Source organism: Bacillus sp. FSL R5-0709, from assembly GCF_038004785.1.
Lineage (GTDB): Bacteria > Bacillota > Bacilli > Bacillales > Bacillaceae_G > Bacillus_A > Bacillus_A mycoides.
The window spans coordinates 1,754,380-1,779,217 of the sequence record NZ_JBBORT010000001.1; the positions used below are offsets into that span (position 1 = coordinate 1,754,380).

Consider the following 24,838-nt stretch of genomic DNA (forward strand, 5'->3'; position numbering starts at 1 on the left):
AGCTTTTTTCTTGAACGAATAAATATTCAAAAGAATGTCGCATCTTTCTGTTAGTATTTCTGCTATAATATATAACGCTTTATAATATTTTATACTTAAGGAGAACAACTCATGAAGCGAAAAAAGAGCCATTTAATAGTAATGGCACTTGTTACAACTTTATTATTAGCAGCTTGTAATAATAAAGCGAATAAAAGTGACACAGAGGCAAAAAAACAAGTATTAAATGTAACGGTATCAGAAGAAATTCCTTCTCTTGATACTACAAAAACGATGGATGGTACATCAGCGCACGTTATGCAAAACATATTTGAAGGGTTATATGTATTAGATGATCAAGATCAGCCTATTCCAGCAGTAGCAAAATCGTTTGAAAGAAGTGAAGATGGTAAAAAATATACATTTGATTTGCGTAAAGATGCAAAATGGTCAAATGGAGACAGTGTAACAGCCAATGATTTTATGTTTGCGTGGAGACGGGCGGTAAGTCATGAAACAGCGTCTCAATATGCGTATATGCTCTTTTACGTGAAAAATGCGAAAGAGATAAATAAGGGAACAATGCCTCTTGATGAACTTGGGGTTAAAGTTATAAATGATTATAAGTTAGAAGTGGAACTAGAACAGCCAATTCCGTATTTTTTACAGTTGTTAGCGTTACCTATATACTTACCACAGCACGAATCATTTTTAAAAGAACAAGGAAAGAATTATGCATTGGAACCTAGTAATCTCATATATAACGGTCCATTTGTATTAGAGAAGTGGAAGCATGAACAAGAGTTTCAATTAAAGAAGAATGCTACATATTGGGATCAAAAGAAAGTGAAATTAGACGAGATAAACTTTCAAATTGTAAAGGATACAATGACAGTTGTTAACTTATACCAAGCTGGTGATTTGGATCGAGTGCCTATTAATTCTCAATTTGTAGACAAGTATAAAGGGAATAAAGAATTACATATGTCGAGCGATCCTGGGATTGCTATGCTCCGTTTTAATGAAAAAAATAATGCGTTAGCAAATAAGAAAGTACGTCAATCTATTTCATTAGCGTTAAATAAGAAGGATTTTGTTACTCACTTTATTAATAACGGGGCAAAACCTGCAAGTGGACTTGTACCAGTTGGTCATGTAAACGAAGAGACTGGTCAAGATTTTAGAAAAGAAAACGGAGATCTTTCTCCATATGATTTGCAAAATGCAAAAAAGATTTGGGAAGAAGCGAAGAAAGAACTGGGAGTAGACGAAGTAAAACTCGAATTTTTAACATATGAACAAGATAATGCAAAACGTATGGCAGAATATATAAAAGGTGACTTAGAAAAGCATTTGCAAGGATTAACGATACAAATTAAACAACAACCATTTAAGCAAAAATTACAGTTAGAACAAACAGGAGATTACGATATATCTATGGCAAATTGGGGACCTGACTATAAAGACCCAATTAGTTATTTAGAACTATTTACGACGGATAATCCGAATAACAAAATGAATTATTCTAACCTTCACTACGATGAATTAATAAAGAAAGCGAAAAGCGATCTAGTACTAGATCAGAATAAAAGATGGGAAGCATTACAAGAGGCCGAGCGAATTCTGCTAGAGGATGCTGCAGTTGCACCGCTTTATCAAATGGGATCAGCTTACGTACAAAAGGATTATGTAAAAGGAATTGAGAAGCATCAATTTGGTGGTGTTTATACGTATAAGAATGCTTATATCGCTAATGAATAAATACAAAAAACCTTACTTTTTAAAAAGTAAGGTTTTTTTAAAGAGTACATGGAATAAGGGAATACAGTACAAATCAGCATACAAACAATCTCTTGTTGTAACTATGTTTGTTTTTAATTATATAAAAAATATTAGATTATATATTTTGTCATTGATATACTTAAAAGGTAATTGAGGTATTAAGATGAATCGATAGAGATGTTTGTGTAGAATTATTTGAGTATTATAAAAATAAGGGAGCTTAAGTGTTTGATTTGAACGGGGCTTTTTCTATATGAATTAATTGGTATGTATAATACTTGGGGATATTAATTTGGGAATCTCGGGGGATCCTTTGAAGTTAGAAAAAGCAGAGTCAAATTCCATGTACCATTAGGTCCTGGTGTAGGTTTATGGGGATTTGGTTTAGAAGTTAATGTTAAGGAATAAAGGGGATAATTAGTATGAATAAGAAAGTAAAAAGATTTAAATATTTTATGGTTGTATTAGCCTGTATTGCAATTTTTGGTACAATTTTACCTAATGCATTAGATTCAAATGAAACATTAGCAGGTAAAATTTCAATTGCAGTTTTTGGCATAGTTGGTACTTGTTTATTATTTTCTATTACTTATTTTATTATAAAAACAGCTATTTTAAGAGGTGGGAAATAAGATGGTACAAAATTTAGAGTTAGAATTTTAATTCATATACATAAAAAAGGAGAATTTCTATGAAATTACTACGTTTATTTATGATTTTCACTCTTGTTGTATTGTTAAGCGCATGCAATACAGCAACACAAGTCACAAAGGTTCAAAAAAATGGCGAAACGACTTTGAAAATTGGTTCGTTGCAAGGGTATTACGATGTGCAAACGATTAAAGCTGAAAAAGGAAATGTGGAAATTCCTTATGAAGCAGCCGTTGAAGAAGGTACGATTTTATTGCAAGTTACAAAAGGTGATAAGGTTATTTATGAAGAAGAAGTCACTTCTCAACAAGAAGGTCTGCTTTCTTTTGAAGCGCCAAAATCCGGATCATATGATTTAATTGTACGAGTGAAGGGTGAAAAAGAGAAAGCAAAAGAAATTCAAATACATACTAATCTATGAAAAAATGGCAAGTGGAGTGCACCCGCTTGCCGTTTCTATTTTCGGTTGATTCTATCACAACATATGTTTATCAATTTAAGAAATGCTTCGCTGAGTCCTGCTGTTTATTCCGCCGAAATTCCTGATGAAGTTAAAATAAGAGATGAACAAAAGAATGTGTTACAAACTTGGCATGTTAGAAACGAAATTGATAACTCTCTTTTACATGATAAAAAGACTGGTTTTGATGCATTTGTATTTGAAAGAGATATAGATGGTAAAGGGGGCATAAGGTGATAATCTTTTTAGAGAAGATGTCCCAGACCATACTACTGATATTGATTATATATGGGGGTAAATAAGTTGAAAAATATTGAGGTTCTAAATAAATACATTGAAGGGTTTTCTAATACTCTCCCTACGTGGTTAAAGTATCTAATCGAGGCAGAGGAGATACATCAAAACTATGAGAATGTACAAGTACTTGGTGAATTAAAAACAGATGCGGTGTTGTACTATGTACACCGTACGCTGCAAGTGTTAGATGGATTGTCTTTAGATGAAGAAGCGTATCGCATTATTGAAAAAGTACTAACGTATAGTGAGCTTGCAAAGGTAGGCTCTTTAAAACAGCGAGAGAAATGGAAGAAGAACGGAATCAATCTATTGGTACATAACGAGGGTTCTGCTGATATCTTTAGTGATATTCAGTTTATCGAACATATAGAGACAAACTTAAACTCTACTGAGTATTTGTTTGTTCGAGATTTAATTAGAACACATGGATTAATAGGGCAGTATATCCGCGGAGAGGCTCGTTTGAACTCTCATATTGATTTAATTGACACATATAAAGAAGAATACGGAGACGTTAGGTTAAAGGAGATTCTATACTATCTTAATCAATGTATTATTGAAGGTGTATCAAAATCTTTGTGGAGCGAAGTAAAGAACGATGTGAAGATTACAATTGATGGGCTATTTGATGGTTATGTGGAGCCATTTACTTCTCGTGTACATAGACTCACACCAAAACATAAGGAGTCAGTATTTGAAAAAGATATAATTATGGGGAGCGAGAAGAGAGACGTTCAAACATTTTTATCTGATAAGGATTTGTGGTATGTAGAACCGTCTATGCATGCCCTTAGCTTCGAGGATATTTGGACAGTTTTTGTTATGTTAAAGAACGAGATAGGCACTAGAAAGGTTCAGCATATCCATTTCGAGAAATTGATGCAGCAGTTGCACTATGATTTCAAAGGCGAGAAGAAGGACAACGTGTATCGTAAGCGGGTTATTGAGAAGTATCTACGGGAGTACCGTGAGAACGAGAAGCCGAATACAACACATGTTTCTTTTGAGGTTAAAGTCGATGAAGATATGAAGACTGCGTATGTGTCGTTTCAGTTTTCTGCTGTAGGTGAAGCGTTAATCATCTTCTGTGTAGAGGCAGAAAAGATAGATATGATGCATGCTCGGGCAAATGTACTGCTCTTTGATTTCTTCGGGTTACGAAAGGATGCATATGATAGATTCCATAACGAAGAAGTGTATTTGGAGCATATGAATAGTTCGGCTGATGATAAACGAATTATTCTTGATTATATAAAGGGAGATACGATTGTAGATGTCGGATCCGGTGGTGGTGTTATGCTAGACATGATTGAAGAAGAGACCGAGGATAAACGAATCTACGGTATCGATATTTCCGAAAATGTGATTGATACGCTGAAAAAGAAGAAACAGGACGAAAGTCGTTCTTGGGACGTCATTAAAGGGGATGCTATCAACTTAGGTAGCTCGTTTGATAAAGAATCGGTTGATACGATTGTGTATTCTTCTATCCTTCATGAGCTGTTCTCTTATATTGAGTATGAAGGTAAGAAATTCAATCATGAAGTAATTAAAAAGGGGTTACAGAGTGCTTACGAGGTGATAAAGCCAGGAGGTCGTATTATCATTCGTGATGGCATCATGACTGAAGATAAAATGTTAATGCGTGTGATTCATTTTAAAGATGCAGGTGGAATGAAGTTCTTAGAGCAGTATGTCCGTGAATTTAAGGGGCGTATAATCCAATATGAGGTACTTGCAGACAATACAGTCAAAATGCCTGTTAACGATGCGATGGAGTTCTTATATACGTATACATGGGGTGAGGATTCCTTCGTTCACGAGGTGCAAGAGCAGTTTGGAATCTTTACGCCAAACGACTATAAGGATTTCGTAAAGGGTATCTTTGGAGATAAAGTAAACATCGTTCAAGCTATGAACTATTTACAGGATGGATATACACAACATCTTAGCGAGAAAATCGATTTTAAAGATGAGTCTGGGAATGCGGTTGTGCTACCGGATAGTACGTTCTTTATGGTTTTAGAAAAGAGGTAATGATATTGAAAACTTATAAAAAGTTTAGTTTGTGGGTTTCGATATGTTTGTGGAGGATCTCGTTCTAAAGCATATGCAATGACGGGAGATTACATGGAAAGCGAACCTTTCTGTGTATACATTCCAAAAGCATTGCGAAAACAGAAAAAGAACGTAAAAAAGGGACATGAGTAAGAATATGCTCATGCCCTTTGTTTAGATTATATAATTTATTGTACTTCGCATCAGTCGTATGATGATCTAAGAAATGAAAAACGCTCGGTTTCCCATCTTTCGTTAAAAATCCACTATCTTGATTCATTATGCTGAAACGAGTTTTTACGTATAATTTCTATTAAACTCATTTTAATAAAGAATAATAATTCGTATCATATGGGATATCATCTTGATACATATAATTTTTTAGAACGCCTTCTTTTTCAAATCCTAATTTTAATAGCACTTTATTGGAAGCTTCATTTTCAAGAAATACAATTGCTCCGATCCGTTTTAAATGAAGTGTGTGGAAACCGTATGATATAACTTCAGAAACCGCTTCAGTCGCATATCCATTTCCCCAGTGTTCAGGCAAAAAGGCATAACTTATATTTGCTCGTTTATGTTCGGAAGACCAATCATGAAAACCAATTGTTCCAATGAGCCCTTTCTTGTCTTTTAATTCGATTCCCCATTTAATGCCGCTTCTTGCGTTGTACCCCAACTTAAAATTAGTAAGGATTTGTTTTACTTGATCCAAATTTTGCAATGGTTTTTGGCCATAATGGCGCAGGACATCAGTATTAGAAAAGCATTGTAGTATACTCGGTGCATCTTCTTCGGTAAGTTCTCGTAAAATGAGTCGGTTGGTTTTTAATATAGGAAACATATTTTCACTCCATTTCTTATGAAACTAGAATGTATTTGTTATTATATAATTTAATCTGAAAATAAAGATTATTCAAGAGGGAAGTATGGTTTTGATTTGTGATAAAATTGATTGTGGAATATATTTCAAAAAGAGGTTTGTATATGGAGAAAAACTCAATTTTAATTGTAGATGATGATCGAGATATTATTCGATTCGTTAATGAAAATTTAAAACAAGAAGGTTTTAGTGTTTTTAGTGCTGACAACGGAGAAGAGGCGTTAGAGGTATTGAATAATAATGATGTTCAACTTGCTATCCTTGATGTTATGATGCCTCAAATGGATGGGATTGAATTGTGTAGAAGGATAAGAGAGAAATATAGTTTACCAATTATGTTTTTAAGCGCGAAATCATCGGACGTAGATAAAGTCGTTGGATTTAGTACTGGGGCAGATGATTATATTGTGAAACCGTTCAGTACAATTGAATTTATAGCAAGAGTGAAAGCTCAATTAAGAAGGTATACATACTTCAATCAAAATGCTGTTCAAGTAATAGAAAAGAAAATAAACATTAGAGGTTTAGAAATAGATGAAGTGTCGAGAACAGTGATGTTATATGGAGAAACAATCAATCTTACGAAAACTGAATATGATATTTTGTACTTAATGGCCGCTGCAATGAATCGTGTGTTTACTATTGAAGAAATATATGAAAGCGTTTGGAAAGAAAGGGCCTATGAAAGTAATAATACAGTAATGGTTCATATTGCAAGATTAAGAAATAAAATTGAAGAGAATCCAAAAGAGCCGAAGTTTATTCAAAATGTTTGGGGAGTCGGATATAAAATTGAAGATTAAATCATTACAAGGCATGAGAGCTAAGTTTTTTATCGCATTCATATGTAGCATTTTGTTAGCAACTGTAAGTATAATAGCGTTTCAAATTGTAATTGGAAATATATATAGTCATGTTACTGCGTTAGAGGAAAAATATTCATTTTTATATTTAATAGTTTTTTTAATTTTTACTACAATATACTTTGCATTCATGACAAAAACAATGATGAAAAGATTATCTGAAATTAACAAGAGTCTGAAGGAAATAAGTAATGGTAATTTTGAAATACATATACTTATTTCAAAAAATGACGAGATTGGTGAATTAGCAGCGAATGTTAATAGAATGGCCAAAAGTTTAAAAGAGTCTATCGAGAATGAAAAAAAATCGCAAGAAATGAAAAATGAAATGATTAGTAATATTTCTCATGACTTACGAACACCTGTAACATCCCTAATAGGTTACGCGGACCTGTTAGGAAATCAGCTTCATTCAAATAGAGAAGAATGTGAACAGTATGTAAGTATATTAAAGCGAAAAAGTTATGAATTAAAAAATCAAGTAGATGGTTTATTAGAATATTGTCAAATAAATTATAGAGAGATCGAATTACATAAAAGTGTAATAAATATGAAAGCGTTCATTGAACAAATCATGATTGATTTTTTACCACAACTAGATGATGCTGATATGAGCTTTTGTATTAAAGGTGATAAGGTGTTACATGTGGAAATGGATGTAGCGGTTATGGTGAGGCTATTCGAAAATGTAATTAGTAATAGTATTATGTACGGGAAAGACGGAAAGGAGCTTTTAATTCAAGTTTCTAAAAGAGATATGAATGTTGAAATAGAAATTAAAAATTTTGGACAATGCATTCCGAATGAGAACCTTCCTTACGTTTTTGAAAAGTTTTATCGTGGTGAAAAATCACGTAGCTCTCATACGGGTGGAAAAGGAATGGGGCTTGCAATTGCGAGAAGTATAGCGGAACTTCATAAAGGAGATATCACTGTACGTAGTAACGATAAAGAAACGGTTTTCACTATCGTTTTACCGCAGTATAAAGAAATGTAAGAAAGTCGTAAGTATTTCTTTCATATGTCGTAATTTTTACTTCGTATCATGGGGAACAAAGATAGGAGAGTAGGGATACAGCATGTGGAAGAGATTTTTATTAGCGAGTATAGTTGCTTTTTTAATTATAAGTTGGAGTTTAGTTTATTTAGGTAATGGCGTTACATCAGTCTTTGTTTGGTGGATTATACAGGCTTTTAGTGTGATTTCAGTTTTTCTCTTAATAGGCTCAGCAGTAATGTTTGTTTGGAAAGGCATTTTTAGAAAGCGGATAGATGGAACGCTACTATTAATAGTTCTGTTTTCTACCATTGGAGCTTGGCCCGTGGGATGGTTCGCTAACATTGGGAGAATTGCATACCCAGTAGATGTACAGTCTATGAGTCCTAAAGTAGTCGTTCGTTTTCCTTTGAATGAACGAGCATTGATAGGTTGGGGCGGCGATAAATTAGAAACGAACTATCACGTTATAAAACCAAATGAACGATGGGCATACGATATTCTCATTCCACCAGCTGAAGTGAAAAGTAGTAAGTTAGAGGATTATGGAATATATGGAGCGAAAGTAATGGCACCCGCTTCTGGGACAGTTGTATCAATTAAAAATGATGAAATAGATTTAGTTCCGGGATCGGATGATTTTCAATCGATGGCGGGAAATCATATTTATTTACGACTGGATGAAACAGGTACATTTTTGTTTCTTGCCCATTTAAAGAAAGGATCAATTAAAGTGAGGGAAGGCGAACGTGTAAATGAAGGGGAGGTTCTTGCCCAAGTCGGTAACTCAGGAAGTTCAAGTGAACCACATTTACATATCCATCATCAAAGGCAGGATCCATCCAAGGTGAGTATGTTTTTCACTGAAGGCTTACCACTTTATTTTCGAACTGAAAAAGGTGCGATAATGCCGGAAAGAGGGACATACATAAGTGGTAAGTAGAAGGAAATCATTTCATACAAAAAGGGTATTCCAAATCAAATTTGGAATACCCTTTTTTATTAACCTACAAATGTTTGATACAGTAAGAAAATATTTAAAACGATAATAAGTGCAGCGATTAACCACGCGATAAATGTTGTAATGCGATGGTTGACGAGTGCACCCATAATCTTCTTATTACTTGTAAACATAATAAGTGGTACTAATGCAAAGGCAATACCGAAAGATAAGACAACTTGACTCATAACGAGAGCGTAAGTTGGATTTACACCTAAAGCGATAATAACGAGAGGCGGAATCATTGTTATAAATCGGCGTAAGTATAACGGAATATGCATTCGAATGAATCCTTGCATAATAATATCACCAGACATCGTACCAACAGAAGAACTAGATAAACCTGCTGATAAAAGTCCAATCCCAAATAATGCAGCCGATACAGGACCGACTAAATTACTGAACTGGTTAAAAGCAACATCAAGGTCTTCAACGTGCAAGCCGTTTTTAAAGAATAGTGCAGCTGCTACAATTAACATACTTGCATTAATTGCTCCAGCGATAACCATTGCAATAATAATATCGATGAATTCGAAGCGGAAAATCTTTTTCTTTTGTTCATCATTTGTTCCGACTACACGGCGCTGCGTTAAGGCCGAATGTAAATATATCGCGTGCGGCATTACTGTCGCACCTAAAATTCCAGCTGCTAAAAGGATGCTATCTACACCTTGGAATTTTGGAGTGAAAAGTCCTGAGAGTAGAGGGCTTAATTCCGGTTTTGCGTAAAAGACTTGGATACCAAAAGCGATAACAACGATAAAAATCATACCTGTTATGATAGCTTCTAATGGACGAAAGCCTCTGCGTTGAAATTCAAGAATAATAAATGATCCAACTGCTGTAATTAAAGCAGCTGGTAACATCGGAATTCCAAATAGTAAGTATAAGCCAAGTGCTGCCCCAATAAATTCAGCTAAATCTGTAGCCATAATAACGAGTTCCCCTTGTATCCATAAACCGATGGAAACTGGTTTGGGGAAGTTTTCGCGAGCTACTTCAGGAAGATTTCTCCCAGTAGCGATTCCTAATTTAGCTGATAAAGTTTGAATTAATACAGCCATTAAATTAGAAGCGAGTATTACCCAAAGCAATAAATACCCATATTGTGATCCAGCTGCGATATTTGTAGCGAAGTTCCCAGGATCAATATAAGCAACTGATGCGATAAAAGCAGGTCCTAAGAATGGTAACAGTCTTTTAAAGCCTTTTGTTTGTCCACTTAACGCTAAATGGGCTGATTGAACTGTTGTACTTTGAGAAGGGACTTGTTCATCTTTTGTTATATCTTTATTCATAGTAGTATTCCCCTTTGAAATCTTAACTTGATTAAAGTTTCACTTTATTTTTACTCATTATTTCAATACATTTAGATATATGATGTGGCAATTTCATTTGAACATAAAAGTTTCCTTAATGCAAATTATATGACTGTGTGCAATGAATGGTGTGACGATGCAAAAATATTTTGGGAGTTTATGGTTGTTGAATAAGGGAGAAGATAATAAATTATAGGGTTGTTTTTGAAATTTATGTGAACATACAGCCTATATTACAGCATATTAATTGATGGAAATGAAATTGTATGATATATAATATATTGGGATTACAACCTAACCGTAGTGTTTTGTTCTGTAATCTTGTTTTTATTTTTGTTAACTTATAGAAAAAATTGTAAATAGAAGAAAATAGGCTAAGTACAATTTAGTATGTATTTTCTTATTATATATGTTTTGATATGAACGTTAACTTATACATGATTTTAAAATTTAGATAGGTGGTAGAAATACATTGGCAACTACAAAACCATATAGAGTATTACTGTATTACATGTACACAACAATTGAAAACCCAGAAGAATTTGCTGAACAGCATTTAGAATTTTGTAAATCACTTGAGTTAAAAGGAAGAATTCTTGTAGCGACAGAAGGAATTAACGGAACTTGTTCTGGAACTGTTGAGCAAACAGAAAAATACGTGGAAGCGATGAATAATGATCCACGTTTTGCTGGAATCGTATTTAAAATTGATGAGGCAGATGAACATGCATTCAAGAAAATGCACGTACGTCCTCGTTCAGAGTTAGTTACACTTCGTCTAGAAGACGACATTAACCCGAAAGAAATTACTGGGAAGTATTTAGAACCAAAAGATTTTTATGAGGCAATGAAACAAGAAGATACAGTTATCATTGATGCACGAAATGATTATGAATTTGATTTAGGACACTTCAAAGGTGCGATTAAACCAGATATTGAATCATTCCGTGAATTACCAGATTGGATTAGAGAAAATAAAGAAACACTTGAGGGTAAAAAGATTTTAACGTACTGTACAGGTGGAATTCGTTGTGAGAAATTCTCAGGTTGGTTAGTTCGTGAAGGTTATGAAGATGTAAGCCAGCTTCATGGCGGAATTGTAACGTACGGAAAAGATCCAGAAGTACAAGGTGAACTTTGGGATGGTCAATGTTACGTATTTGATGAGCGTATCGCTGTACCAGTAAACCAAAAAGAACATGTTATCGTTGGTAAAGATCACTTTACAGGTGAACCTTGTGAGCGCTATGTAAACTGTGCAAACCCTGAATGTAACAAGAAAATTTTATGTTCTGAAGAAAGTGAAGCAAAACATTTACGTGCATGTTCTCATGAATGTCGTGTACACCCACGTAATCGTTATATCGTGCAACACGAATTAACAGAAGAGCAAGTAGCTGCTACATTAGAAAAAATCGAAGCAGGTAAGTAAGCATAATAGAAAACAGATGGTAGCATCGTGCTGCCATCTGTTTTTTAGTTACTTTGTACTATCCTTCTCTTTCACAGCAGAAAGTACAGTTTGTTTTACCCATGCTTTTCTTCGTTTATGTTGTACACTCCATTGGTATAAACTTTGTATACCTAAAATAAGTGAAATGACTATGCCACTAATCGCTATTAATAGAGCAAAAAATTCAAAAGGCGATGATATTTTGTTTGAATCGGTGTTTCTTAAAAGATCAATCATAGTAAACCCTAACATTTGGCCTACAACAGAGTAGAGCGTTAAAATTAATAATAAGAGGCTATCTTTTTTTGAAGCAACATTTTCTTGATATTTAAATAAACTATCGAGATTTTGTTTCGCGTTCGTGTACAGTACTTCAATGTTAAAAAGTTTTCTTAGACGAAAGAAAATATCTTCACTTTGTGATTGGGATACTAATTCTAAAGAAAAATAATTAGCTGTAAACGAATTTATTGAATAAATTAATTTCTCTATTTCATTTGTATCTTGTTCAATATTTAACTCGGCATAAGCGTTTGCCATCTTTAATAAAACAACTTTATGAAATAAATTTAATAATAAAGCGTAATAAAACTCCCCGTACATTTGACTAGCAAGTTTAGTGACTGCTTGTTCACCTTCATTTGTAATACATGTGAAAATATGTTCTTCCATAATAAAGTAACGGTTAGGAGCCCATCTTTGATAAGAATGTTTTGTTAAATAATCGTGAATATAAGGAACATTATTTGCACTAATATATGGCTTACCATCATCTGATAATCCGGAAAGACTGGAAGATCGATATATATCGATTATATGAAGGTCTGACTCTTTGTTTATGGATAATAGAGTTTGTACATACATTCGCTGGTCTTCAAAGAAAGGGAATGTTTGAAAGTAAGAACTCCGCAATCTCTTGTTCTCAAAGAAGTCTGTTAAACCATGAAATAAATCACCGAATATAAGTTTTTCTACTTGTGAATATTTTTTTCCATCACATTCAATACAAATAGTCTCAGTCGTATCACTATTAGTTTCAAGTACACGGAAGCGAACCGCGAATTCAATCGCTTCTGATAATGTCATGTTAGGAGCGGTTTTTATTTCTGTCCGAATTGTTAAGAACCCAAGCTCATAAGGACAAAGTGTTACATCAATAGAATGTATCTTGAATGGAACGGAAATAAGGTTAGTTGTTAAATGTCCATTTAAATTAAGGTCTTTAGAATAGCGCTGTAATCCTTTTTGATGTTCTGAATGAGGAAAGAGAATTTTATTTGTAAAGGAAAGATAGTATGCTTCCATATTTTGATGTGAAACTTGAAATTTCCCGTAATATGTATTTTCATCTTCAAGATGATCGAGTCGAAAAGGTCGAAAATCATTTTTTTGTAAGAAAGGGAACATATTTTGTTCATATCCAGTTTTAAACGAAAACGGGAATATAAATTGAAATATAGCTGTTGTTACATCTTTTTCCTCGATTGTTTGTATTGCCTCCATTTACATTGTTTCCTTTCCGTATAAGCTATAGAAACAACATGCCCAATTTTTCTTGAAAATAACCTCTCTTGTTCATTAGATTAAGAATGAAAATTCAGCTTATTTAACAAGGGACATGTATAATGTTATGTATACTAAAATTAGTATAATTGTGTTAGAAAAAGGGGGATGTTGTATGCGTATTTTAGTATTAGGAGCTGGGGGCGTTGGCGGATTTTTCGGTGGCCGATTAGTAGAAAAGGGAGAAGATGTTACATTTCTCGTTCGCAGCAAAAGAAAACAGCAATTAGAAGAAAAAGGCCTTGTTATTCGTAGTGTTAATGGAGATTTTTCATTTCAACCGAAATTGGTAACGAAAGAAGATAGAACGACTCCATTTGATGTGATTTTATTTTCAACAAAAGCGTATCATTTACACGAGGCGACCATAGATTTAAAGCCGTTTGTGGGTAAAAATACTGTAATAATCCCATTGTTAAATGGTATCGCTCATTTATCACTATTACAAAAGGAATTCGGTGAAGAGAAAGTAATTGGCGGTCTATGCTTTATCGAGACGACATTAAACGATCAGGGAGAAATTGTACAAACGAGTGCTGCCAACAGACTTGTATTTGGGGAAATTAAGCCTCAAGATTCAGAGAGAATAAAGCTTATTTCTAAAACATTTGCAGATACAAAAGCTAGTTTTGTTTTAAGTGAAAATATTGTGCAAGATATGTGGCATAAATATTTATTTATCACCGTAATGTCAGGTGTGACAACATTAATGCGTGCGCCGATAGGACCGATTCGTGAGAGTGATGGAGGCCGAGAATTTATTAGGAACTTATTTGAAGAATCAGTGCAAATCATGAAATCTATGGGGGCTCCAGTTAAGGAGAATATCGCCCAGGAACATATGAAAACGATTGATAAAATTTCGTATGATATGAAGTCATCGATGCAACGGGATATGGAAAAAGGTTCGCTCATTGAAGGGAAGCATTTACAAGGATACTTATTGAAATTAGCAGAGGAAATGTCTATAGATGTGCCTTTATTAAGTGTTGTGTATCAAAATTTAAAGGTATATGAAAAAATGATTTTTACTAAAGAAATGGTATGAAAAAGAGTAAAGGATAGCAAAATATAAATGTTGCTATCCTTTTTTTGTTTCTTTTTGACAATTTATTCGTTTCTTTTCGGTTTATCTGTCGTATTTCGTTCTCTTTCACGTTTACCATATAGCTGATTAATTTCATTTGCTACTGCATCTAAATAGGAATCGGAAAAAAGTGGCTTCTTTTCTTTAGACATACGGGTCTCCTTTGTGGATTTTTAGTATTCATTATGTATATTTTTCGGTGGATTATGCGCAATCGTTTTAATTTTTTTCTTTTTTAAAATTTTTGTTTACTTTTTGAAAATAAAGGAGTATTATAATCCACAGTTTCAATTTTCTAAATCGCTGAAGCCGCATGGTGCGGGGGACCCGTTCTTATGGATTAGTACATAATCCAATGGGGTGAATCCTTGAAAAAGGTAGGGCTACTCATAGGCCCGAATCCGACAGCTAACCTCGTAAGCGTTATATTGAGAAGGAAGGTGGAGCTTGTGCGACAAAAAAAATAATGTCTACAAGTCTATTTCGTTATGGCTTGTAGACATTTTTGTTTTCTGAAGAAATAGTTTATCGCTGTAACTAGCAGTATCGTTCGTACAAAATTATTGGAGAGTGGACAGCATTGGTTTCATCTATTAAAAGATTTTTAATTGGAAGACCGTTAAAATCAACTGAGTTAGGAGAGCAAAAACTTAATAAAACGAAGGCGCTAGCCATTTTATCTTCTGACGCATTGTCATCGGTCGCATACGGACCAGAGCAAATATTAATTGCACTAGCAGGTCTTGGAGCAATAGCTTATTGGTATTCCATTCCGATAGCTGTTGGGGTATTAGTATTATTGACAGCTCTTATTTTATCTTATCGACAAATTATTTTTGCTTACCCTCATGGCGGCGGAGCATATGTTGTATCAAAAGAAAATTTAGGGATGAATCCGGGATTAATAGCTGGAGGATCTTTATTAGTCGATTACATTTTAACTGTTGCAGTAAGTGTGTCCGCAGGTACAGATGCGCTCACATCAGCTTTTCCTAGTTTACATGCACATAATGTAATCATTGCGATTATATTTGTCATATTGATTACCATCTTAAATTTAAGAGGCGTAACGGAATCAGCTTCCGTTTTAGCATATCCGGTTTATTTATTCGTTGTAGCATTATTTATATTAATTGGTGTAGGAATATATAATATTTTGACTGGTCACGTTTCACCCACGCTGCATTCGCCAATTGGAACACCAGTTGCGGGAATTAGTTTGTTCTTACTGTTACGAGCATTTGCTTCAGGAAGCTCTGCTTTAACGGGTGTTGAGGCGATATCTAACGCAATTCCAAACTTTAAAGATCCTGCACCTAACAATGCAGCGAAAACATTGCTTGCAATGGGTGCATTACTTGCAGTTTTATTTTCTGGAATTGTCTTTTTAGCTTATTATTACGGAATTAATCCAAGTAAGGAAGTAACAGTCGTTTCACAAATTGCTGAACAAACTTTTGGACGTAATTTCATGTACTATTTCATACAAGGTACAACAGCTTTAATATTAATTCTTGCGGCTAACACAGGTTATTCTGCATTTCCACTATTAGCGGTTAATCTTGCAAAAGATAAGTTCATACCGAGAATGTTTACGATTAGAGGAGACCGCCTAGGTTATTCAAACGGTATTATTATACTTGGGATTTCTTCGATTATTTTAATTGTAGCTTTTCAGGGGAAAACAGAACACTTGATTCCGCTATATGCAGTAGGGGTATTTATTCCGTTTACACTTTCTCAAACTGGAATGGTACTAAAATGGCTTCGTGAAAAGCCTGAAGGATGGGCTTTAAGATTAACGGTTAATTTAATTGGTGCAGTCATTAGTTTTATCGTTATGAGCATGTTCTTTTTAACTAAGTTCGCACAAGTTTGGTCAATCCTTATTTTCTTACCTTTTATTATCTTCTTGTTCCATCGAATTAAGAAGCATTATGATGCAGTGGGCGATCAATTAAGTTTAAAAACTTGTGAACCACTTGTTCCGATTGAAGGGAATGTAATTGTCGTTCCTGTAGCTGGTATGACTCATGTAGTAGAAAATTCATTGAACTATGCTAAGGCTCTTTCTGCAGATCAAGTTATCGCTGTATATGTTGCTTTTGACAGAGAAGAGGAAAAGAAATTTGAAGAGAAATGGGAGAAGTGGCAACCTGAAGTAAGGCTTGTTACATTACATTCTCATTATAGAAGCATTATTCAGCCGCTTACAAAATTTATTGACACAGTGCAATATAAAGCGAGTGAATCAAATTACCGAGTTACGGTCGTTATACCACAGTTTATTCCGAAAAAAGGTTGGCATAACATTCTTCATAATCAGTCTAGTTTACTCATTCGTGCGTATTTACTCTATAAAAGAAATGTTGTTATTACGACAGTTCCATATCATTTGAAAAAGTAATAAGATTTTTTAAGGATAGCTTCACGAAAGTGAAGCTATCCTTTTTGTGTATATGCTATGCATAATTGCATATAGGTCTTAAAATTATATTACTATAATATAATCTCTTATGAGTAAACAGTGTTTTTTGTTGTGATATATGGATATTTTAATGGAGGAAGTTAAGTGGATTTTATTTTGGAATAAGGACATGAGGTCTTGAAAATAAAGGGAATTAAAATACTTCTTTACGATAGATGAATAGCTGTGTTTAAATGACCTTACAGTACAAAACTTTAATAAAAACAAAACTTAATTTCATATTCACGTGCGTTATTTATCTTAAAATGAATAATATTTTCATGTAATATATTCACTGTGTGAATATGGAAATTGCGATGAAACAGAAATTTTATACAATGTTATTCATACTAAGCACATGTGAAAAGTTATGAAATGTTTTATAACAATAAGTAAGTACTGTAGAAATAAAGTTTGAGAGAGGTGTTTCGTACATGACTCACGGTGAGAACGTTCTCTATTTTTAACCATCTCAAATAATGTGCAAGAAAATAGAATAATAAAATGCGATAGTAATAGTTGCTAATACATAGGAGGGGTTAAAGTGAAAAAAACTTTAATTACAGGGTTATTGGTTACAGCAGTATCTACGAGTTGCTTCATTCCTGTAAGCGCTTACGCTGAAGAGGGGCAACCAAAGGTGAAAGTATTAAACGTGCAAAATGTAATTGCTCCAAATACATTATCAAATTCAATTAGAATGTTAGGGTCACAGTCACCACTTATCCAAGCATACGGATTAGTTATTTTGCAACAGCCAGACATTAAGGTAAATGCGATGAGTAGTTTGACGAATCATCAAAAATTTGCAAAGGCGAATGTACGAGAGTGGATTGATGAATATAATCCGAAGCTAATCGACTTAAATCAAGAGATGATGAGATACAGCACTAGATTTAATAGCTATTATAGTAAGCTCTATGAACTAGCAGGAAAAGTAAATGAAGATGAACAGGCAAAAGCAGATTTTACAAACGCATATGGAAAATTACAATTGCAGGTCCAAAGCATTCAAGAGAGTATGGAGCAAGATTTATTAGAGTTAAATCGATTTAAAACGGTATTAGACAAAGATAGTAATAACTTATCAATTAAAGCTGATGAAGCAATAAAAACACTGCAAGGATCAAGTGGAGATATTGTGAAATTAAGAGAAGACATAAAAAGAATTCAAGGGGAAATTCAAGCTGAACTAACTACTATTTTGAATAGACCACAAGAAATTATTAAAGGTTCTATTAATATCGGTAAACAAGTATTTACAATCACAAATCAAACTGCACAAACGAAAACAATCGATTTTGTTTCTATCGGTACGTTAAGTAATGAAATTGTAAATGCAGCAGATAGTCAAACGAGGGAAGCAGCTCTTCGTATTCAGCAAAAACAAAAAGAGCTACTACCACTTATTCAAAAGTTATCACAAACTGAATCAGAGGCGACTCAAATCACATTCGTTGAAGATCAAGTAAGTAGCTTTACGGAACTGATTGATCGCCAAATCGCAACTTTAGAAACGTTATTAACGGATTGGAAAGTTTTAAACAATAATATGATCCAAATTCAAGCAAATATTGAAGAAGGCACGTATACAGACAGTAGTTTACTTCAAAAACATTTCAATCAACTTAAAAAAGTAAGTGATGAAATGAATAAGCAAACAAATCAATTTGAAGATTACGTTACAAACGTTGAAGTACATTAAACAGAAAAATAATTAGCGATATAGGGAGAGAAGAAAAATGACAAAAAAACCATATAAAGTAATGGCTCTATCAGCACTTATGGCAGTATTTGCAGCAGGGAATATTATGCCAGCCCATACGTATGCTGCTGAAAGTACAGTGAAACAAGCTCCAGTTCATGCTGTAGCAAAAGCATATAATGATTATGACGAATATTCATTAGGACCAGAAGGCCTTAAAGATGCGATGGAAAGAACAGGTTCTAACGCTTTAGTAATGGATCTGTACGCTTTAACAATTATTAAACAAGGTAATGTTAACTTTGGGAACGTAACGTCAGTTGATACATCTTTAAAAGGTAAAGTGATTCAGCATCAAGATACAGCTAGAGGGAATGCACAACAATGGCTAGATGTATTGAAGCCACAGCTTATTTCAACAAATCAAAATATCATTAATTACAATACGAAATTCCAAAACTATTATGATACTTTAGTTGCTGCGGTTGATGCAAAGGATAAAGCAACTCTTACGAAAGGTCTAACTAGATTATCAAGTAGTATTACTGAAAATAAAGCGCAAGTAGATAAGTTAGTAGAAGACTTAAAGAAATTCCGAAATAAAATGACGTCGGATACTCAAAATTTCAAGGGAGATGCAAATCAAATTACATCTATCTTGGCTAGTCAAGATGCTGGAATTCCGCTTCTGCAAAATCAAATTACAACGTATAATGAAGCAATTAGTAAATATAATGCAATTATTATCGGTTCATCTGTTGCGACAGCTTTAGGCCCAATTGCAATTATCGGTGGTGCGGTTGTAATTGCTACGGGAGCAGGAACTCCGCTAGGAATCGCATTAATTGCAGGTGGAACAGCAGCAGTGGGTGGTGGTACTGCAGGAATCGTCTTAGCGAAGAAAGAGCTTGATAATGCACAGGCAGAAATTCAAAAGATAACAGGACAAGTTACAACTGCGCAATTAGAAGTGGCAGGACTAACGAACATTAAAACACAAACTGAATATTTAACAAACACAATTGATACAGCAATTACAGCGTTGCAAAACATTTCAAATCAATGGTACACAATGGGATCAAAATACAATTCTTTACTTCAAAATGTAGATTCAATTAGTCCAAATGACCTTGTTTTCATTAAAGAAGATTTAAACATTGCGAAAGATAGCTGGAAGAACATTAAAGACTATGCAGAAAAAATCTATGCTGAAGATATTAAAGTAGTAGATACGAAAAAAGCATAATCGAATACGAATCGTTAGAGCGTTAAGTATTGATGAATGAGTTGAAGCTCCTGTTCAGTTGTGAGCAGGAGCTTTTTTATATCCTTATAAAGAGAATGGGTGAAAAGTATGCAGAAAAGATTTTATAAAAAATGTCTTTTAACGATCATGATTGCTGGGGTGGCAACGAGTAATGCACTTCCTTTACATCCTTTTGCAGCGGAACAAAACGTAAAAACATTACAAGAAAATGCAAAAAATTATTCTCTCGGTCCAGCAGGATTCCAAGATGTAATGGCGCAAACGACATCGAGCATATTCGCAATGGATTCATATGCAAAATTAATTCAAAATCAGCAAGAGACTGATTTGAGTAAAATAAGTTCAATTAATAGTGAGTTTAAAGGAAATATGATTCAGCATCAAAGAGATGCAAAAATTAATGCGGCGTATTGGTTAAATAATATGAAGCCTCAAATTATGAAAACGGATCAAAATATTATTAATTACAATAATACTTTTCAAGCGTATTATAATGACATGTTAGCAGCGATTGATCAAAAGGATAGCGGTAAATTAAAAGCGGATTTAGAAAAGTTGTATGCGGATATTTTAAAGAATCAAAATGAGGTAGATGTACTATTAGGGAATTTGAAAGCTTTTCGCGATAGAATGGCGAAAGACACAAATAGTTTTAAAGAGGATACGAATCAATTAACCTCGATTTTGGCGAGTACGAATGCTGGTATTCCAGCTCTAGAGCAACAAATAAATACATATAACGATTCGATCAAAAAGAGTAACGATATGGTGATTGCTGGTGGTGTACTTTGCGTAGCGTTAATAACTTGTCTTGCGGGGGGACCGATGATTGCGATTGCGAAAAAAGATATTGCAAATGCAGAACGAGAAATAGCCAGTTTAAAGAATAGAATTTCTGGATCGCAAGCAGAAGTGGCAATTTTGACAGATGCAAAAAATAAAACAACTAATATGACAGAAACAATTGATGCAGCAATTACAGCACTGCAAAACATATCAAATCAGTGGTATACGGTAGGTGCGAAATATAATAATTTACTACAAAACGTAAAAGGAATCAGCCCTGAAGAATTTACCTTTATAAAAGAAGATTTAAATACAGCGAAAGATAGCTGGAAGGATGTAAAAGATTATACAGAAAAATTACATGAGGGTGTGACGAAATAAACAGTGGACTAGTTCCGCTGTTTATTTTTTTATCCCGTTTTTTGTGAGAGCCGAGCTTGTAATTTTACCCATAAGTTTGCCGTGTGTTTTATCAATGTAACTTTAGGGTAATGTTTGGTCAAATTGATACTAATAACCTCGATAAACTCCTGATCACGCTTTTTATATTTAATATTTTAAGTAAAAAAGCTATACTATAGGCAAAACTAAAAATTGGAAAGGAAATACTAGAACATGGAAAATTATTTGTTATTTATCCTCACAGCAATCCTAATCATAATAATGCCTGGTCCCGGTTTTGCCTTAGTTACAAAAAACACTATCTCGCATGGTAAAAATGGTGGGATAAAGACCGTCTTAGGAACGGTATCTGGAATGATGATTCATACAATAATGGCTACACTAGGACTTTCTGCCATCCTAATGAAATTCTCTATGTTATTTACATTTATAAAATATGCTGGGGCTTTTTACTTAATTTACTTAGCTGTAAAGTCAATTAAAAGTGCCTTGTCTAAAAAAGAAGATATGTCAGGTTCAGTGGAAATGAACTCTAAGGATATTGGAACGATTAAAAGTTTTAGACAAGGATTTACCACGGCAATCTTAAACCCAAAAACTGCTGTGTTTTTCCTAAGTTTTCTACCCCAATTTATTGTGAGCAATCAAAGTCATCTCTTCCAATTTCTTTTGTTAGGACTCACATTTACGACTTTGACAGCAATATGGTATTTACTTTATATCTCACTAATACGTCAATTAAGAACTTTTTTAAGAAAAGAAAAAGTGAACCGTACAATAGAGGGTATTACTGGCACAGTATTATTAGTATTTGGAGTTAGGTTATTTTTCCAAAAATAAATATGTATATGAAAAGAGAAATAATCAATGGTGGTTATTTCTCTTATTCACTTATTCTAAAACTACCATTATAGATTTCTAGAGGTGAGATGATTTTTTGTTGGGTATTTATGTTACTATCACTGTAAAAATTGTGAAGAAATGTACTTAAACTAACGGGGCAGGATAGTTGAATAAGAATAAAAATATTTTTATAAGTTAAATTTATTGAATATCATAAAATATTTATAATTAAACTTTTTTCTAAATCAACACTCGATGGCGAGGTGGTGTTACCTCAAATATAATTATTTTATTTGAAGATTTCATTTTAATTTTTTCAAATCTTTTCATAGGTTGATATACAAAGACGTGTAGTGATAAGCCTATAACTGCAGTAATGTTTAAAATAATACTTATAATCATTAAAGACCATTCTATAACTGGAGAAAAGTATCCGTTCGTACTTAATGTAGAAGAACTTACATCTAGTATTAAAATAACTATTAGTAAAGGTAAGTTTTTAACCAATTTGAATCCCCTCTTTTAAGTGTAATATCTTTATATTATTATATTGCAAAAAAAATATATAATTAATTATAAGATAGTTATCTATGAGAATTTAACTTGTTTTTTCGTTTTGGGGTGTTAAAAAATTCTTAAGTTGATGGGCATGGGATAGCACACCATGCCTATGAACTTAAGAACAGAAACTTACGCTTGAACATAATATCAAATTTAGATGAGCAAAGCTATTTCAAGTGAATAGAATCCCCTCTTTAAGAATACATAAAATATATACATACAAGCTTAGTCTGATCACTACATCATTAGTGAAAGTAGGATTCTATAGATTTTGGAGGAAGAGATATGAAAAAAAAGGTTCTCCTGTTTACAGATTTGGGGATTGATGATGCGTTTGCTATACTGTACACTTTTTTTCGTAAAGACATTCAACTTGTAGGAATTGTAGCCGATTATGGAAATGTATCCAGAGAAAATGCAATAAGAAATATTAACTATTTGAAGTACATTGCGGGAAGAGAAGAGATACCCGTATTCCTTGGTGCTTCTGTACCGTTGACAGGTATATTGATTCAGTATTTCCCTGAGGTACATGGAAAAGTCGGATTAGGACCTATCATTCCCCCTGAAATTTCATATCCAGTTTATCCTTTAAATGATATTTATCAAATTATAGAATCAAATTTAGAAGATCTTACAATTATCAATTTAGGAAGACTTTCTTCGCTAGCTACGACTTTTGTGTTGAATTTAGAAACAATGCGAAACGTAAGAGAATGTATTTGCATGGGGGGAGCTTTTTTCTATCCAGGTAACGTAACTGCTGTGGCTGAAGCTAACTTTTACTCAGACCCTTATGCAGCAAACTTAATTCTGCAGCATGCAAAGAACTTGACAATTATTCCTTTAAATGTGACTCAACATGCGATTGTTACACCCGAAATGGTCCAGCAAATCGATGCATTTCATCGGAATACACAGGATCTTGCAGGACTCATCATCAAACCTATGTTAGACTATTATTATAAATTCTACTCTAAGTCTAATCCTGGTATAAGTGGAAGCCCTATGCATGATTTTGTAACAGTGTGGTATTTGCTGAATCAAGAGGCTGTTGGCCTTTCAAGAGTACCCATTAAAGTAATTCCTGATCAAGGAGAAGGATTTGGTCAAAGTATTGCAGACTTTCGTTTTGCTACTAATCCAGGCTATAAAACGCATAATGTAGCTTTTCAGCTTGATTATAAAAGATTCAAGAAGGATATTATGGAAACGTTTTTAAAGAAGAGAGTGTAACAGACTTTATTAACTTCAGATAATAGGGATTATGTGAATGAAATGCCACTTCACTTAACGTACAGGAATTCGACTTTTTTAGGTTAAAATTCGCTTAGCATATAAAACTTCCAAAATGTTGGCTGTATCCCATCACTATCAAGCTAACAAAACAAAATCCCCCTAAAATGAAAAAATCCGCTGACTTCTCAAAGTAATTAACTGTAGTGAAAGAAAATTTTTATTTTGGGGGTACATTAAAACTTTAGCTTGACGGGCAGGGGGTCTCGTCACATGCTTATCAAGCTAAGAAATTAGTTGTTCTCCAAAACGAAAAAATTAACTAAATCCCCATAAATAACTATAGGAAGATAAAAACACTGTAGCTTTCGAATAAAGTTTGATCAAAATTATGTAGTTGTTTGGTGATAATAAAATTGTTTCATTTATAATAAAATCATTTAAAAATTAATAGAGTTATTCAATTTATTCTGACGGTAATAATAAAGTAATTAAAAAGTGAAAATATTTGTTTGGAAAATACGGTTACTCATTTGCGATATTTACGTACCATGAAACAACTAATTACACTGTCTATAACTGAAATTCTCTTTGATTTCGAATGCTTTACAAACAAAAAAATAGCACGAATGTTCGTATGAATGTATAATTATAAGTATCTTAAAATCAAAGGAGGTCTTGCCTTATGAGTCAAAGAATTTCCTACTATGATGTTGCACCTGATGGCATGAAAATTATGATGGATATGGAGAAGTACACTAAGAAATCTACAATTAATCGAATTACTAGAGAACTTATAAAGATTAGAGTCTCTCAAATTAACGGTTGTGCTTTCTGCATGGATATGCATACATCAGATGCCCGTAAGATAGGTGAAACCGAACAACGAATTTATTGCTTGAATGCTTGGAATGAATGTGATTTTTATACACCTGAAGAGAAAGTTGCTCTTGAACTATCTGAGCATATTACTCTAATTCCCACTAAAAGAGTTCCTGAAGACCTATATAAGCGAGTACGTGAACACTATGACGAGAAACAATATGTTGACCTTGTTCTGGTAATTAATCAAATCAACAGTTGGAATAGAATTTCTATTGCAATGGGAAATACAGCAACTAAAAAATAATTGCTCTCAACGAACGGTAAATAAGAATAAAATTAAAGATGTTTAAAAAT

General features: G+C 33.6%; 21 protein-coding genes, 1 pseudogene and 1 riboswitch. Of the genes and pseudogenes, 17 read left to right on the plus strand and 5 right to left on the minus strand.

The features are described 5' to 3' along the window. Positions 1–111: 111 nt before the first annotated feature. From MKX37_RS09045 to MKX37_RS09065, 5 genes and pseudogenes are all read left to right on the plus strand, one after another. Positions 112–1,740 carry a peptide ABC transporter substrate-binding protein gene (locus tag MKX37_RS09045; RefSeq protein ID WP_078203080.1) on the plus strand — a complete coding sequence of 543 codons (1,629 nt, stop codon included), beginning with the start codon at positions 112–114 and terminating at the stop codon, positions 1,738–1,740. 443 nt (positions 1,741–2,183) lie between these two features. Further along, on the plus strand, positions 2,184–2,393 hold the full coding sequence (locus MKX37_RS09050) for a hypothetical protein (RefSeq protein ID WP_033730373.1): 210 nt from the start codon (positions 2,184–2,186) through the stop codon (positions 2,391–2,393). Positions 2,394–2,452: 59 nt separating this feature from the next. After that, positions 2,453–2,833: a BA_1872 family lipoprotein gene (locus tag MKX37_RS09055; RefSeq protein ID WP_002189199.1), complete on the plus strand. Its 381-nt coding sequence runs from the start codon at positions 2,453–2,455 to the stop codon at positions 2,831–2,833. Between the two features lie 327 nt (positions 2,834–3,160). Continuing rightward, complete coding sequence (locus MKX37_RS09060) at positions 3,161–5,206, plus strand: class I SAM-dependent methyltransferase (protein WP_078176846.1); 2,046 nt, start codon at positions 3,161–3,163, stop codon at positions 5,204–5,206. A 27-nt stretch (positions 5,207–5,233) separates the two neighbouring features. Continuing rightward, positions 5,234–5,380: pseudogene (locus MKX37_RS09065) on the plus strand (radical SAM/SPASM domain-containing protein); the annotation flags it as partial. A gap of 166 nt (positions 5,381–5,546) precedes the next feature. Here the strand turns inward: MKX37_RS09065 and MKX37_RS09070 are convergent. Further along, positions 5,547–6,071 carry a GNAT family N-acetyltransferase gene (locus tag MKX37_RS09070; protein WP_002031168.1) on the minus strand — a complete coding sequence of 175 codons (525 nt, stop codon included), beginning with the start codon at positions 6,069–6,071 and terminating at the stop codon, positions 5,547–5,549. 143 nt (positions 6,072–6,214) lie between these two features. On the opposite strand from MKX37_RS09070, the gene MKX37_RS09075 reads away from it, so the two are divergent. The 3 genes from MKX37_RS09075 to MKX37_RS09085 all read left to right on the plus strand — a co-directional run bounded on the left by MKX37_RS09075 (position 6,215) and on the right by MKX37_RS09085 (position 8,913). Then, positions 6,215–6,913: a response regulator transcription factor gene (locus MKX37_RS09075; RefSeq protein ID WP_002141282.1), complete on the plus strand. Its 699-nt coding sequence runs from the start codon at positions 6,215–6,217 to the stop codon at positions 6,911–6,913. Then, positions 6,903–7,970, plus strand: coding sequence for a sensor histidine kinase (locus tag MKX37_RS09080; RefSeq protein ID WP_002165972.1), 1,068 nt, complete (start codon positions 6,903–6,905; stop codon positions 7,968–7,970). Before MKX37_RS09075 ends, MKX37_RS09080 begins: the two co-directional genes overlap by 11 nt. An 82-nt stretch (positions 7,971–8,052) precedes the next feature. Beyond that, positions 8,053–8,913, plus strand: a complete 861-nt coding sequence (locus MKX37_RS09085) for a M23 family metallopeptidase (RefSeq protein ID WP_078421900.1) — start codon at positions 8,053–8,055, stop codon at positions 8,911–8,913. Between the two features lie 59 nt (positions 8,914–8,972). Here MKX37_RS09085 and MKX37_RS09090 read toward each other — a convergent pair whose 3' ends face one another. After that, positions 8,973–10,268: an Nramp family divalent metal transporter gene (locus MKX37_RS09090; RefSeq protein ID WP_001030684.1), complete on the minus strand. Its 1,296-nt coding sequence runs from the start codon at positions 10,266–10,268 to the stop codon at positions 8,973–8,975. Between the two features lie 493 nt (positions 10,269–10,761). Between MKX37_RS09090 and trhO the strand changes: the two genes are divergently transcribed. After that, a complete protein-coding gene (trhO, locus tag MKX37_RS09095) occupies positions 10,762–11,721 on the plus strand; it encodes an oxygen-dependent tRNA uridine(34) hydroxylase TrhO (protein WP_002086277.1) in 960 nt (319 codons plus the stop codon). Positions 11,722–11,769: 48 nt separating this feature from the next. Here the strand turns inward: trhO and MKX37_RS09100 are convergent, their stop codons facing one another. Next, positions 11,770–13,245 carry a hypothetical protein gene (locus MKX37_RS09100; protein WP_050000216.1) on the minus strand — a complete coding sequence of 492 codons (1,476 nt, stop codon included), beginning with the start codon at positions 13,243–13,245 and terminating at the stop codon, positions 11,770–11,772. Positions 13,246–13,420: 175 nt separating this feature from the next. On the opposite strand from MKX37_RS09100, the gene panE reads away from it, so the two are divergent. Next, positions 13,421–14,353, plus strand: coding sequence for a 2-dehydropantoate 2-reductase (gene panE, locus MKX37_RS09105; RefSeq protein ID WP_002168643.1), 933 nt, complete (start codon positions 13,421–13,423; stop codon positions 14,351–14,353). Positions 14,354–14,415: 62 nt separating this feature from the next. Here panE and MKX37_RS09110 read toward each other — a convergent pair whose 3' ends face one another. Beyond that, positions 14,416–14,544, minus strand: coding sequence for a hypothetical protein (locus tag MKX37_RS09110; RefSeq protein WP_002086273.1), 129 nt, complete (start codon positions 14,542–14,544; stop codon positions 14,416–14,418). 139 nt (positions 14,545–14,683) lie between these two features. Next, positions 14,684–14,830: riboswitch (cyclic di-AMP (ydaO/yuaA leader) on the plus strand. Between the two features lie 142 nt (positions 14,831–14,972). On the opposite strand from MKX37_RS09110, the gene MKX37_RS09115 reads away from it, so the two are divergent. The 5 genes from MKX37_RS09115 to MKX37_RS09135 all read left to right on the plus strand — a co-directional run bounded on the left by MKX37_RS09115 (position 14,973) and on the right by MKX37_RS09135 (position 21,859). Next, positions 14,973–16,799 carry an APC family permease gene (locus MKX37_RS09115; protein WP_002126816.1) on the plus strand — a complete coding sequence of 609 codons (1,827 nt, stop codon included), beginning with the start codon at positions 14,973–14,975 and terminating at the stop codon, positions 16,797–16,799. A gap of 604 nt (positions 16,800–17,403) precedes the next feature. Beyond that, on the plus strand, positions 17,404–18,564 hold the full coding sequence (nheA, locus tag MKX37_RS09120; RefSeq protein WP_002126819.1) for a non-hemolytic enterotoxin NHE subunit A: 1,161 nt from the start codon (positions 17,404–17,406) through the stop codon (positions 18,562–18,564). A gap of 37 nt (positions 18,565–18,601) precedes the next feature. After that, positions 18,602–19,810 (plus strand): non-hemolytic enterotoxin NHE subunit B, encoded by a 1,209-nt coding sequence (gene nheB, locus MKX37_RS09125; protein ID WP_002126822.1) that lies wholly within the window; start codon positions 18,602–18,604, stop codon positions 19,808–19,810. Positions 19,811–19,918: 108 nt separating this feature from the next. Continuing rightward, entirely contained in the window at positions 19,919–20,998 is a 1,080-nt protein-coding gene (nheC, locus tag MKX37_RS09130; RefSeq protein ID WP_033708128.1) for a non-hemolytic enterotoxin subunit C, read from the plus strand. A gap of 234 nt (positions 20,999–21,232) precedes the next feature. Continuing rightward, the gene (locus tag MKX37_RS09135) at positions 21,233–21,859 is read left to right on the plus strand and encodes a LysE family translocator (protein WP_000432973.1); all 627 of its coding nucleotides are present in this window, start codon (positions 21,233–21,235) and stop codon (positions 21,857–21,859) included. 243 nt (positions 21,860–22,102) lie between these two features. On the opposite strand, the gene MKX37_RS09140 is transcribed toward MKX37_RS09135, so the two are convergent. Further along, a complete protein-coding gene (locus tag MKX37_RS09140) occupies positions 22,103–22,369 on the minus strand; it encodes a hypothetical protein (RefSeq protein WP_002126826.1) in 267 nt (88 codons plus the stop codon). 339 nt (positions 22,370–22,708) lie between these two features. On the opposite strand from MKX37_RS09140, the gene MKX37_RS09145 reads away from it, so the two are divergent. Together MKX37_RS09145 and MKX37_RS09150 are read left to right on the plus strand one after the other, a co-directional pair. Further along, complete coding sequence (locus MKX37_RS09145) at positions 22,709–23,659, plus strand: nucleoside hydrolase (protein WP_002126827.1); 951 nt, start codon at positions 22,709–22,711, stop codon at positions 23,657–23,659. Between the two features lie 685 nt (positions 23,660–24,344). Beyond that, positions 24,345–24,788, plus strand: a complete 444-nt coding sequence (locus MKX37_RS09150; RefSeq protein ID WP_000083030.1) for a carboxymuconolactone decarboxylase family protein — start codon at positions 24,345–24,347, stop codon at positions 24,786–24,788. Positions 24,789–24,838 lie beyond the last annotated feature (50 nt).